Origin of the sequence: Streptomyces sp. NPDC127038, assembly GCF_042725875.1 — a bacterium.
GTDB lineage: Bacteria > Actinomycetota > Actinomycetes > Streptomycetales > Streptomycetaceae > Streptomyces.
This window is the reverse complement of sequence record NZ_JBHXDQ010000025.1, coordinates 30,332-42,281: the sequence shown is the minus strand read 5'-3', so window position 1 is coordinate 42,281 and position 11,950 is coordinate 30,332. Positions and strand designations below refer to the sequence as shown.

The following is an 11,950-nucleotide window of genomic DNA, read 5'->3' as shown; positions in this document are numbered from 1 at the left end:
AGTGCGGGGTCCGCACGAGGCCCACCGGGCGAAGAGCGGGAGGCGGCCCTCCCCGCGGCACGTCCTGGACGGCGGGGAGGCGCGGCGATGACGACGCGACCGACCGGTTCCGTCGGACGCCTCATGGCGGCACTGCGTCCGCGCGGCACCCGCTCCGAGATGCGGGCGCTGGCGGTCGACCTCGGCCGGGTACTGGGCAGAAGGATCGATACGCCCGTCGGCGTGCGGGAGTTGGCCGACGCCCTCTGCGCGGAGATGAGCAGGCGCCGGGGCGGCCGTCCGGTGCAGCTGCGCTTCGAGCGTTTCCCGGACGAGATCGAAGTCACCGGTCTGTGGATGGAGTTCAGCGACTTCGACCTCGTCGTCGTCGAGGAGCGCGCCGAGACCGTGCAGCAACTGGTCATCCTCGGGCACGAGTTGTGGCACATGAAGGAAGGCCACCGCGATCACCACGTGGACGGCGCCACGGCCGTCGCGCGGGCGGCCCTCTCGGACCGTTCCGGCTGGCGCGAGGCCGGGGCGCGAGCGCCGTTCCGGCAGGAGGTCGCCCGTTCGGTCGCCGCCCGTGACGGATCGCGTCAGGCGGACGAGGCGCGGGCCGAGGCCTTCGGCCTGCAACTGGCGAGCGTCTTCCGCTCCTGGGTGACCGGCCCCGGCGACGGCGCCGCCGTCGACCCGGTCGGCCGTGCCATCGAGGCCTCCCTCGGGTACCGCAGGCCCCAGGACCCCCGGTCCTCCTAGGCGACCCGGGCGGTCGTCTCGACCACGTCCGCGACCACGCAGCTGACGTTGTCCGGCCCGCCGGCGTCGTTCGCCGCCGCCACCAGTGCACGGACGGCCGCGTCGGGACCCGCGGCGGAGGCGAGGAGCCGCTCTATCCCCTCCTCCGGCACGACGGTGGACAGGCCGTCCGAGCAGAGCAGATAGCGGTCGCCCGCCCGGACCTCGTGGAGCCGCATGTCGGGTACGGGAGCCACGGTGCCCAGCGCCTTGAGCAGGATGGAGCGCTGGGGATGCGTCGTCGCCTCCTCCGGGGTGAGACGGCCCTCGTCGATCATCGACTGGACCACGGTGTGGTCGTGGGTGATCCGGAACAGCCCGCCGTCGCGCAGGACATAGGCCCGGGAGTCCCCGATGTGGACGAGCGCGAGCTGCGAGCCGGTCCACACCAGCGCCGTGAGCGTGCTGCCGGTGCCGTCCCCGTCCTCGTCCCCCGACGTGGCGGTCCCCAGGCCGGCGACGGCCCGGGCCGCGCCCTCCACGGCGTCCTCCAGCAGGTTGAGCACCCCGCCGGCCGGCAGCGGGGCGTCGTCGAGGAACGTCAGGGCCCGGACCGCGGCGGTGCTCGCGGGTGCCCCTCCGGGCCCGCAGCCGTCGGCGACCGCGAGGACGCGGGCGCCCGCGTGGACGCTGTCCTGGTTCGCCTCACGGACCAGACCGATGTCGGAGAGCGCGGAGTGGTGGAGTTCCAGCATGCTGGTGTCCTTCCCTTCGGACGGTGACAGATGGTCCACGAGGAACGCGGCCAGGTCCCGGCGGGCGGCCGTCTCGGCCTCGACCGCGGCCCAGTACGCGCTGATCTCCCGCGCGGCCGGCCCCGGTTCCAGGGCGCACACCGCGCGGATCCGGGCGAGCGGCATGCCGAGCCGCCGCAGCCAGGCCACGAGCCGGGCCTGTTCGAGCTGCTCCGCCGCGTAGTACCGGTAGCCGGTGCCGGGGTCGACCCGGGCGGGGCGCAGCAGGTCCAGTTCGTCGTAGAGCCGGAGCGCCTTGGGCGACAGCCGGGAGGCCCTGGCGAAGGCGCCGATCGTCAGCATGTCCACGTGTACGTCCCGTCGTTCCCGTGCCCGGCTCGCGCCCGGCCCCGCTTCCTCGTTCCTCGTTCCGTCACCGATGCTGGGCCCTCCCCCTTGGTGAGGGTCAAGCGTGGGCCGCACCGGGCGCGAGCCGGGTTGTTAACCTGCGGCGGGTTGCCCAGGGACGGCGTGCCGACGGAGTGCGCCGGAGACCGTGCGCCGGTGCCTGCCCGCACCGGTGCCGTACGAGGATGGAGTCCGTCGTGGCCCGTATAGCGCTCGTCACCTACGACCCGGGCGGGGAGCCCGGCACGGACCGGGACCTGCCCGTGCTGCGGGCGGCCCTGGAGGACGCGGGGGCGGTGGCGGACATCGTGCACTGGGACGATCCCGCGGTCGACTGGGCGGGGTTCGACCTGGCGCTGATCCGGTCGACCTGGGACTACAGCCGACGGGTGCCGGAGTTCGTGGCCTGGGCCGAGCGGTGTGCGGGGCTCACGCGGCTGCTGAACCCGGCGCCGGTCGTGCGGTGGAACACGGACAAGCGGTACCTCGCGGACCTGGCGGAGGCGGGGGTGCCGGTCGTGCCGACCCGGTACGTCGCCCCGGGGGACCCCCTCGAACCGCCCGGCGGCCACGAGTTCGTGGTGAAGCCCACGGCGGGGGCCGGGGCGCGTTACGCCGCCCGGTACACGCCCGGCGAGGCGGACACGGCCCTTCGGCATCTCGCGCGGATGCACGCCGAGGGACTGACCGCGATGGTCCAGCCGTATGTGAAGGACATCGACACCCGGGGCGAGCGGGCGCTCCTGTACTTCGGCGGACGGCTGCTCCACGCCAGCCGCAAGGGAGCCGTCCTGGAGCCGGGCACACCCTACGACGGAGACAGGATGCCGCATCCGCGCCTGGAGGTCTGGGAGCCGACCCGGGCCGAACGGGCGGTGGCGGAGCAGGCGCTGGCGGCGGTGCCGGGCGGCCCGGACGGGGTGCTGTACGCCCGGGTCGACCTCGTCGACGGCGAGGACGGCGAACCCCTGCTGATGGAGCTCGAACTCGTCGAGCCGAACCTCTTCCTGTGGCTCCACCCCGGGTCGCTGCCCGTCGCCGTGGCCCGGATCATCGAGGCCGCCACCGGCTGACGGCCTCATCCCGCCTCCGGCCCCTCGGCCGCGCCCTTGACGCCCACGCGTTGCAGCAGCCCCCAGGTGAACTCCGCCGCGCACGCGTGCGGCACACCCGACGCGTCGGGAGCGGTGAACGCCAGACCCCACCGGGTGGGGGCCGTGCCCTCCAGGGGCCGGGCGGGGGCGAAGGCGCGGGCCGCCTCGTCGACGGTGCAGGACCAGGGAGCCAGATCCTCCAGGGTCTCCAGTACGGGAGCGGGGGCGCCCGGGGCCCGTACCAGCCACTCGTTCCAGACGACCCCGTCCGGGGCGAGCAGGACCTCGAAGCGCAGCCCGGGCCACAGCGGCACGGGCCAGCGCAGGGCCTCGCAGGTCAGATCGCCGATCCGGCGTTCGCGCGCGGACTCGGGGGCGCCGAGGACGGAACGGTAGCGCGAGGCGGCGGACCGGGAGCGCGGCGCGCGCAGCATCGCCTGCCAGCGCCTGTTGGCCTCGCGCATGTCCGCGACGGACACCCCGAGCGAGAGACGGGCGTCCTCGACCAGACCGGGATTGTGGTCGGCCATGCGGCGCAGCAGGACGAGCTGGAAGTCGAGCGCGGTGAACGGGGCGGCGGGGCGTCGGGCCGGCATGGCACCCATGATCCCGCACCGGGCCCTCGGCGGCGGGGGCACGCAAACCATTGCCCGCCCCAGGGGGAATGACTAGCCTGTGTTCGTCATCCCGATCGTCTGTTGAAATTTCGAACAATAGAGAGGGGGCCGGTTGTGGGACGCCTCGTACCTGCCGTGACCCGGGCTCTGGACATACTGGAGCTCTTTCTCGACGGGGACGGGACGCTCTCCGCCCCCGACATCGTGCGCCGCCTCCAGCTGCCGCGCACGACCGTGCACGAACTGGTGACCACGCTGGCGGCCCGGTCGTACATCGTCCAGGTGCCGGGCCAGCCGGGACGCTACCGGCTCGGCGTACGCCCGTACCAGCTCGGCAGCCGCTACGCCGAGCAGCTCGACCTCGCCGCCGAGGGCCAGCAGGTCGCCCGTTCCGTCGCCGAGACCTGCGACGAGACCGTGCACGTGGCGATCCTCGAAGGCACCGACGTCATCTACATCGCCAAGGTCGACTCCACGCACGCCGTGCGCATGGTCTCCGCGGCCGGCCGCCGGCTGCCCGCGCACTGCACCTCCGTCGGCAAGATGCTGCTCGCCTCCCTCTCCGAGCCGGAGCTGACCTCGCGCGTCCCCGACGACGCCGAGCTCGTCGCGATGACCCCGAACAGCATCACCGAGCCGGGCGCCCTGCGCGAGGCCCTCGCCGAGATCCGCCGCCGCGGGATCGCCGTCGAGAGCCGCGAGTCCAACCCGGACGTCAGCTGTGTCGCCGCCCCGGTCCGGGACCGCGCGGGACATGTCGTCGCCGCGCTCTCCATCTCCGTACCGATGATCCGCTGGAGCGACGAGCGGCGCGCCGAGCTGGAGCAGCTCGCGGCGAAGGGTGCGGCCGAGCTGTCCGAGCGGCTCGGCCACCGGAACGCGCGGTGAGCGCCGTCGAGGTCGCGGTCCCCGCGCACGCGGCGCTCGGCGAGGGCCCGACCTGGGACGCCCGGGCCGGACGGCTCCTGTGGGTCGACATCCTCGGCTCCCGGGTCCACACCTACGACCCCGTCTCGGGGCACCGCACGGTGCTGGCCACCGAGCAGCACGTCGGCGCGGCCAAGCCCGCGGCGGGCGGCGGGCTCGTGGTCAACCTCCGTGACGGCGTCGGCCTTTACGGGCCGCCGGGCTCCGCCGGGACCGGGACCGTCGACGGCGGCCGCTCGTTCCGCTGGCTGCACCGGGAGCCCGTGTCCGGCCGGCGCGCCAACGACGCGGCCGTCGCGCCCGACGGCTCCCTGTGGTTCGGCACCATGCGCTACGACGAGGCGACGGGCGGGGGCACCCTCTCGCGGATCACCCCGGACGGCACGGTCCACGCGATCCTCGACGACGTGAGCGTCAGCAACGGCACGGGCTGGAGCCCCGACGGCCGCCGGGTGTACTACATCGACTCGCCGACCCGCCGCGTCGACGTGTTCGACCTCGGGGACGACGGACTCCCCGTCGGCAGGCGCCCGTTCGCCACCGTGGAGGACGGATTCCCCGACGGTCTGACGGTGGACGCGGAGGGCGCGGTCTGGGTGGCCCTGTGGGACGGCGGAGCAGTCCACCGCTTCACCCCGGACGGCAGGCTGGACCGGGTGCTCGCCCTCCCGGTCCGCCGCCCCACCGCCTGCGCGTTCGGCGGCGCCGATCTCACCGACCTCTACATCACCACCGCGCGTACGGGCCTCACGGCACCGCACCCGATGTCCGGCTCCCTGCTGGTCGTCCCCGGCGTGGGCAAGGGCCTGCCGCAGTCGGAGTTCGCCGGCTAGCCGGACACCCCTGGCGGCCTACGCGCCCGCGGGGCCGGGGGAGGGCACCGGCGTCACCGGTACCCCTCCGGCCGCGCGGCCCAGCAGCGTCAGTTCCACCCGGCCCGGTCCCGCGGGTGTCGTCCCGTCGGACAGGACGGCGAGGGCCAGCGTGTTGCGCCCCCGGGTCCGCAGCACCCCGTTGGGCAGGACGAACGTGTGCTGCGGTCCCACGTCGTTGATGTACTGGCCCATGTTCCAGCCGTTCAGGAAGATCTGGACGCGATAGGCGCGGGCCGGGTCGTCGGTGAGGGTGAGCCCGATCGATGCGTCCAGGCCGCTGTCCACGGCGAGCCGGAAGCCGGTGCGGTACCAGGTGACCCCCTGGCGCCGCTCGTTGCGCGGGAAGGCCACGGGCTGCCAGCCGCCGTCCGCGAAGCCGGGCAGATGCCAGCCGTGCCGTTCCCCGTGCAGCCCGCCGGTGTTGAGCGGTCCGCGCACCGGGTCGGGGGCCGCGGCGCCCTGGATGCGCCAGCGGACCGCCGGGGCGGCCCCGGTGAAGGCGGCGGCCGTCAGTCCCCGGGCCGCCTTGTGCGTGTCGTCGGCCCGGCCGTCCTCGTCGTGCTGCATCGGCCGGACCAGGACGGACAGCACATGCGCGCGTCCCTTCCGCGGCCGGACGGGGAAGGTCGCGGTGGCCGTCCAGGTCCCCTTGCGCACGGTCTTCGCGTCCGGCACCGGCATCCTGTGCGTGCCCAGCGGCTCTCCGTCCAGCCAGGCCATCAACAGGCCCTGGGTTCCGGCGACATAGGACAGGGACACGGAGTCCGCGCCGTCCGCGTCCGCGAAGTGCCCCCGGTACCAGACGTCTCCGTAGTGGAAGCCGTAGTCGTCGGCGAACAGCACGGGCTGCCCGTCGGGCACCGCGGTGACGCTGTACGAGGCCGTCCTGTCGGTCACGCGCCAGGCGGTGTCGTCGTGACCGGGGGCCGACTCGGGGTTGCCCTCGGCCCGGCGCCAGCCCGTCAGGGCGGGCAGCCGCACCCGGCCCGCACCGGCCAGCCGCCGGCCGGCCAGCAGACTTCCCGAGGCGGTGACACGGGACGGCAACGCGCCCTGGTTCCAGACGAGTTCACTGATCCCGCGCGGCCCCCACACCTCCAGGTCCGCCGCGTCCGCGGTGTCGCCGGTGAGATGCGCGGTCGTGCCCCGCACGACGGCCGTGCGCAGCAGCGCGGGGCCGCGCACCAGGACCGGACCCGACGGGGTGTCGTGGCGCCACAGCAGCCGGGAGCTCTCGTCGTCGGCGAACAGCAGCAGCAGGGGAGCCGCGGTCCCGCCGCCCTCCACCCGGACCCGGGTGATGCCGCCGAGCACGGTGTCGACGCTCAGGACTCCGTCCGCGTAGCCGTGTGCGGCCTCCCCGTCCAGCACGGTGACCTTCGGCTCGTCCGTCGCCTCCAGACAGGTGCGGGTCGATTCGCCCGCCCGGCCCGTGAACACGGCGACGTCCTGTCGTCCCGCGGCCAGCCACAGCATCGGCTGGGCGGTGGACCAGCTCAGCTTCCGGCGTCCCAGGGCGATCCCCGAGGCGAGCAGCCGCGCGTCGAGACCGGGCACCGGCACCTCGGCCCGCGTCCCGCCGAGCGTGACGGCCGCGACCGCCTCGGACGGCGTGTCGTTGCGCAGCACCAGGAAGCGCGCCTCGGTGTCCGGGTTGACCAGGTGGTACGCCTTGATGCCGGGGCCCGGCTCCGTGGTGTCGCCGGGGGGAGGACCGGCGGGGTCGAGCTTGGCCAGGTCGGGCACCGACTGGAGCAGCCGGCCGATCTGCCGCATCGGGACGAGCTTGTCGGTCGGCTGCCGCGCCTCGTCGATGGCGGCCCCGTAGTCGTACGACGTGTAGACGATCGGCGCGGGCAGCCAGCCCCAGGAGGTCCCGCCGAAGGTCATGTAGACGTTGTGGACGGTGATGCCGTTGGCGAGGTTGGTGAGGTAGAAGCGCCGCTCGTAGGCCGCGTCCCGGGTGCGGCGGGACTCGGCGTACCCGAGGCCGCCGAACTCCGCTCCGCCCCAGGGATCGAACCAGCCGCCGCCGAACTCGGGGATGAACCCCGGGGTGTCCGGGCTGGCGGTGGATCCGCCCTTCGGGCCGCCGGGACCGAAGTACCCCCAGTCCGGCGGGGTCTTGAAGGGCGAGGGGTAGCCGTCGAAGCCGTACAGGTAACGCCCGCGCTCACCGCCCGTGTCGAAGGTGCCGGGGGCCCAATGGCCGTTCCTGCCCTTGTCGTTGTGGAACAGGGGGACGTCGATGCCGTCCGCGCGCACCTTGGCGTACAGGTGCGCCATGTAGTCGCGGCCGGCGGGCTCGGCCACGTGGTTGTCGTACTCGTTCTCCAGCTGGTACAGGAGGACCGTGCCGCCGCCGTCGGTGTACTGGTGCCGGGAGACGATGCGGTCGACGGCGGTCAGCCACTGGTCGGCGTGCCGCAGATAGGCGGGGTCGGAGGTGCGGGCGACCCCGGGGGCGGCCGTCAGCCAGCCGGGGAAGCCGCCCGCGTCGACCTCGGCGTTGATGTACGGGCCGGGGCGCAGGATGACGTACAGCCCGGTCTCGGCGGCGGTCCGCAGGAACAGGCCGAGGTCGCGGACCCCGGTGAAGTCGTGCTGTCCGGGTGCGGGGGAGTGGTAGTTCCAGGCGACGTAGATGCTGACGGTGTTGTAGCCGTGGGCGCGCATCTTCTGGAGGACGTCCCGCCACAGGGACGGGCTCGGCAGCCGGAAGGGGTGGAACTCGCCGGACCAGATCACCAGGCGTCTGCCGTCGACGATCATCGAGTAGCGGTCGAAGCCGACGGTGTGCGGGCGGCCGTCGGCGGAGGGCGGCGCGGGCGCGGGTCCGGTGGGTGCGAGGACCGTCCTTCCGGCCGCGCAGGCCACGTCGCTCCCGCTGCCGCTCAGCGAGAGGCCGAGGGCGGCGGTACCGGCGAGTGCGCTGAAGGTACGTCTGCTCAACACCATGCGGGTTCTCCCGGGGGACGGCGACGGGGGCACCCCCGGTCCGGTCCGAGCCCGGAACCGGGGAAGGTGCGGCCATTGTCCACAGGGGCGGCCCGTTCGGCGGCCGTACGACGGCCCCGGCACGGGGGATTACCCGGTATGGGCGTGATCACCCCACCACGCCCGGGCGTCCCCGCCCGACCCGCCGTGGGCAGGCGGCCCGCGGGGCGGGACGGGTGGGCACGGCCACCGGTGCCGGGTGCCCGGGAACGTGGCTTCGGGGCACCCGGGGTGCCGCGGGGGGCCCTGGTCGTGGGCGGGTCCCCGCGCCCGGCCCGTGGGGAGGCCGGACACGCGGGGGTCCCGCCCGGCCTGTGGGGAGGCCGGCCGCGCGGGGTAGGCGCGCGGCGGTACGAGGAGGCCGGGGGACCGGCCGGCGGTTCCCGCCGTCGCCCGGCGGGCGGACGGGAACGCCGGTGGTCCTAACCGGCCTGGTTGTAGAGCATGGCGCCCACGGCGCCCCAGCCTCCACTGTTGCCCGACTGCTGGGGTGGTGGTGGTTCGGGCTGCGTCCTGCCGCGGACCTGGGCCGCCGTCAGGCCGCCCTGCGCGCCCATGGAGGCCGCGCCCGCCATGCCGGGCACACCGGTCTGGGCGGCGGCCGGCCGCAGACCGGGCGTCTGGGCCGGCGCCTGCATCGCGGCGGGCGGCATCTGGGCGGGCATCACACCGGGGCTCTGCGCCGGGGCGGGCCAGGTGGCGGGCTGCGGGGCGGGGTAGGCCGGGGCCGCCAGAGGCTGCTGGGCGGCGGGATAGACGGGGGCGGGCTGCTGGGCCGGGTAGGGCGAGGCCGGGGCGGGACGCGGCGGCGGGACGGACGGCAGGCTGGGCTGCGGGGCGGCGGCGGCCACCTGCTGGGGGGCCGCGGCGGCGACCGGCTGGGGCGTCTGCACGGGCTGTCCGGGCCAGGCGTTCGCCTGCGCGGCCAGACCCTGCATGCCCCCTCCGTTGGTCGAGCCGACCAGCCGGTCCACCATGGCGGTGCCCGAGCCGTAGCCGGTGCCGGGGGTCAGCTCGGGCACGGGGGCCTCCTGCCGGGACCCGAACAGCACCTGTTCCAGGCCCGCCACCAGACGGCGTACGTCCGTCTGCGGACGGACCACGAGTCTGAGGAATCGGCTGGAGGAGCCGACCTTGTTGCCGCACTCGCGGACCAGGATGCGGTGCTCGGTGAGCAGCCGGTCCCGTACCACCGTGCCCTCGGCGCCGACGGGGAGGCGCACGAACAGGAAGTTGCCCTGCGAGGGGTAGATCGTCAGACCGGGCAGCGCGGAGAGCTGGCGGGCCATGTCCAGCCGGTCCCTGCGGACCATGTGCAGGCTCTCCATGTACTCCTTGCCGTGGTTCTTGAGCATGAACACCACGGTCTCCGCGAAGGAGTTGAGGTTCCACTTCGGCAGCATCGAGCGGACCTTGCCCGCGAGCGAGGGGTTGGCGACCATGTAGCCGAAGCGGATGCCGTGCAGGCCGAAGTTCTTGCCGAGGCTGCGCAGCACGATGACGTTGGGTCTCATCACCGCGTCCTCGACCACGCTGGGCTCCGACTCGGCGTCGGCGAACTCCAGGAACGACTCGTCGATGACGATCAGGTCGAGGTCGGCCATCTCGTCCATGAACTGGATGACCGACTGGCGGGGCAGGAAGCCGCCGTCGGGGTTGTTCGGGTTGCAGATGACGGCGACCTTGGTGCCGCGCTGGCGGATGAACTTGGCGTACGCGGCGAGGTCGAGCGCGAAGCCGGTGGACTCCTGGAGCGGGAACATGTCGACCCGCTTGCCGGTCTCCATCGGCTGGTCGGTCCAGCGGCCGAACGTGGGGACGGGGATGGCGAGGGACTCCCGGACCAGCAGATGGTCGATCCAGGTGATGAGTTCGGTCGAGCCGTTGCCCATCGCGACGCACTGCGGCGGGAGCTGGAGCAGCGAGCACAGCTCGCCGGTGATCGTGTCGGCGCTGCTCGGGTAGTAGGTGATGATCTCGCGGAGCCTGCTCGCGAGTTCGTCGAACATGGCGGGGGTGGGGAAGTAGGGGTTGCAGGGGATGCAGAAGTCAACCGGGCCGGCTCCGTCGCCCTCCCGCGTCAGTGCGGCCATCGACGGGCTGTGCGCCGCGGTGCCGCGAAAGAGCGAGGTGACATTGCCGGCCATGGAACCTCCGTATAGGGCGAGCCCGTTGGGGAGGACGGGCCCCCGTTTTCTGGGTGGCCCGCGCGGGGGAGCACGGGCCGCCCTCTCATACGGATACGGATGTGACGCTGTTCAATCGTTGTGAGGTCGTGCGGACTTCGTGAACCGGCTGTGAGGTTCGGTCACGCGCCGAACGTGTGGACCGTGCTGGTCCGGTAGGTCTGCCCCGGCCGCAGCACCGTCGAGGGGAAGGCGGGGTGGTTCGGGGAGTCCGGGAAGTGCTGGGTCTCCAGGCACAGGGCGTCGCCCTGGCGGTAGATGTGACCGCCGGTGCCGACCAGGGTGCCGTCCAGGAAGTTGCCCGAGTAGAACTGGAGGCCGGGCTCGTTGGACGCGATGCTCAGGGTGCGGCCGGACGAGGGGTCGCGGAGCGTGGCGACGTGCTCGGGTCTCGCCGTGATCCCCTTGTCGAGGACCCAGTTGTGGTCGATGCCCTTGCCGTACAGGAGCTGCTGGTTCGCGACCCGGATGTCGCGGCCGACGGTCTTGGCCCGGCGGAAGTCGAAGGGGGTGCCGGCGACCTGCGCGAGTTCCCCGGTGGGGATCAGGCCCGAGTCGACGGGGGTGTAGCGGGAGGCCGCGATCCGGAGCTCGTGGTCGTAGACCGAGCCGCTGCCCTCGCCGGCGAGGTTCCAGTACACATGGCTGGTGAGGTTGACGACAGTGGCCCTGTCGGTGGTGGCCTCGTAGTCGATGCGCCAGTCGCCGTGCCGGGTCAGGGTGTAGGTGACCTTCGCCCGGAGCGTTCCGGGGTAGCCCATCTCGCCGTCGATGCTGGTGTAGTGCAGGACGAGTCCGACGTCGGATCCGGAGGCGAAGCCCTCGACGTCCCAGACGTGCTTGTCGAAGCCCTTGGCGCCGCCGTGCAGGCTGTTGACGCCGTCGTTGACGGAGAGCTGGTAGCTCGTGCCGTCGAGGGTGAATCGCCCCTTGCCGATGCGGTTGCCGTACCGGCCGATCAGGGCGCCGAAGTACGGGCTGGAGGCCACGTAGGAGGCGAGGTCGCCGAAGCCCAGGGCGACGTTGCGGTACCTTCCGTGCCGGTCGGGGATCTCCAGGGACTGGACGATCCCGCCGTACGACAGGACCTTGAGCCGGGTCCCGCCGTTCTCCAGGGACCACCGGTGGACCTTGGTCCCGTCGGCGAGTCTGCCGAAGAGTTCCCGGACGGGCTTCTTCCCGTCCGAGGCGTGCGCCGTGCCGATGCCGGCCGCGGTTAAGCCCGCTGCCGCCGCTGCGATGACCGTACGTCTGCTCGTTTCCATTTCGCGGCTCCTGCCGAATGGAGGGGGGGGGGGGCGCCGGCGGGGGCGCCGCGCCCGGTAGCACCACCCCAGACGGGGGTGGGGCACCAACAAGCACGACCCGCCCGGCCCGCCCCGCGGCGGATGA

9 protein-coding genes are annotated in these 11,950 nt (G+C 73.5%); 4 read left to right on the top strand and 5 right to left on the bottom strand.

All coding sequences use genetic code 11. From position 1 onward, the window contains the following. Positions 1-87: 87 nt before the first annotated feature. A complete protein-coding gene (locus ACFWI4_RS19225; RefSeq protein ID WP_387197488.1) occupies positions 88-741 on the top strand; it encodes a toxin-antitoxin system, toxin component in 654 nt (217 codons plus the stop codon). Here the strand turns inward: ACFWI4_RS19225 and ACFWI4_RS19220 are convergent. Further along, positions 738-1,823, bottom strand: coding sequence for a MerR family transcriptional regulator (locus ACFWI4_RS19220; RefSeq protein WP_387197485.1), 1,086 nt, complete (start codon positions 1,821-1,823; stop codon positions 738-740). The genes ACFWI4_RS19225 and ACFWI4_RS19220 overlap by 4 nt on opposite strands. A gap of 224 nt (positions 1,824-2,047) precedes the next feature. On the opposite strand from ACFWI4_RS19220, the gene ACFWI4_RS19215 reads away from it, so the two are divergent. Further along, positions 2,048-2,935: a RimK family alpha-L-glutamate ligase gene (locus ACFWI4_RS19215; RefSeq protein ID WP_387197482.1), complete on the top strand. Its 888-nt coding sequence runs from the start codon at positions 2,048-2,050 to the stop codon at positions 2,933-2,935. 5 nt (positions 2,936-2,940) lie between these two features. Here ACFWI4_RS19215 and ACFWI4_RS19210 read toward each other — a convergent pair whose 3' ends face one another. Then, positions 2,941-3,561: a hypothetical protein gene (locus ACFWI4_RS19210; RefSeq protein ID WP_387197479.1), complete on the bottom strand. Its 621-nt coding sequence runs from the start codon at positions 3,559-3,561 to the stop codon at positions 2,941-2,943. 126 nt (positions 3,562-3,687) lie between these two features. Between ACFWI4_RS19210 and ACFWI4_RS19205 the strand changes: the two genes are divergently transcribed. After that, positions 3,688-4,461: an IclR family transcriptional regulator gene (locus ACFWI4_RS19205; protein WP_339129183.1), complete on the top strand. Its 774-nt coding sequence runs from the start codon at positions 3,688-3,690 to the stop codon at positions 4,459-4,461. Then, the gene (locus tag ACFWI4_RS19200) at positions 4,458-5,333 is read left to right on the top strand and encodes an SMP-30/gluconolactonase/LRE family protein (RefSeq protein ID WP_387197476.1); all 876 of its coding nucleotides are present in this window, start codon (positions 4,458-4,460) and stop codon (positions 5,331-5,333) included. The genes ACFWI4_RS19205 and ACFWI4_RS19200 overlap by 4 nt, the downstream gene beginning before the upstream one ends. Before the next feature lie 18 nt (positions 5,334-5,351). Here ACFWI4_RS19200 and ACFWI4_RS19195 read toward each other — a convergent pair whose 3' ends face one another. From ACFWI4_RS19195 to ACFWI4_RS19185, 3 genes are all read right to left on the bottom strand, one after another. Beyond that, on the bottom strand, positions 5,352-8,333 hold the full coding sequence (locus ACFWI4_RS19195) for a beta-galactosidase (RefSeq protein WP_387197473.1): 2,982 nt from the start codon (positions 8,331-8,333) through the stop codon (positions 5,352-5,354). 461 nt (positions 8,334-8,794) lie between these two features. After that, positions 8,795-10,519 (bottom strand): pyridoxal phosphate-dependent aminotransferase, encoded by a 1,725-nt coding sequence (locus tag ACFWI4_RS19190; protein ID WP_387197471.1) that lies wholly within the window; start codon positions 10,517-10,519, stop codon positions 8,795-8,797. 161 nt (positions 10,520-10,680) lie between these two features. Further along, positions 10,681-11,823 (bottom strand): aldose epimerase family protein, encoded by a 1,143-nt coding sequence (locus ACFWI4_RS19185; protein ID WP_387197468.1) that lies wholly within the window; start codon positions 11,821-11,823, stop codon positions 10,681-10,683. Between the last annotated feature and the right edge of the window lie 127 nt (positions 11,824-11,950).

Bases quoted from the DNA above. Each gene is read 5' to 3' on its own strand.
- ACFWI4_RS19215 (WP_387197482.1), top strand. From the start codon at position 2,048: ATGGAGTCCGTCGTGGCCCGTATAGCGCTCGTCACCTACGACCCGGGC.
- ACFWI4_RS19195 (WP_387197473.1), bottom strand. From the start codon at position 8,333: ATGGTGTTGAGCAGACGTACCTTCAGCGCACTCGCCGGTACCGCCGCC.
- ACFWI4_RS19210 (WP_387197479.1), bottom strand. From the start codon at position 3,561: ATGGGTGCCATGCCGGCCCGACGCCCCGCCGCCCCGTTCACCGCGCTC.
- ACFWI4_RS19190 (WP_387197471.1), bottom strand. From the start codon at position 10,519: ATGGCCGGCAATGTCACCTCGCTCTTTCGCGGCACCGCGGCGCACAGC.
- ACFWI4_RS19225 (WP_387197488.1), top strand. From the start codon at position 88: ATGACGACGCGACCGACCGGTTCCGTCGGACGCCTCATGGCGGCACTG.
- ACFWI4_RS19185 (WP_387197468.1), bottom strand. From the start codon at position 11,823: ATGGAAACGAGCAGACGTACGGTCATCGCAGCGGCGGCAGCGGGCTTA.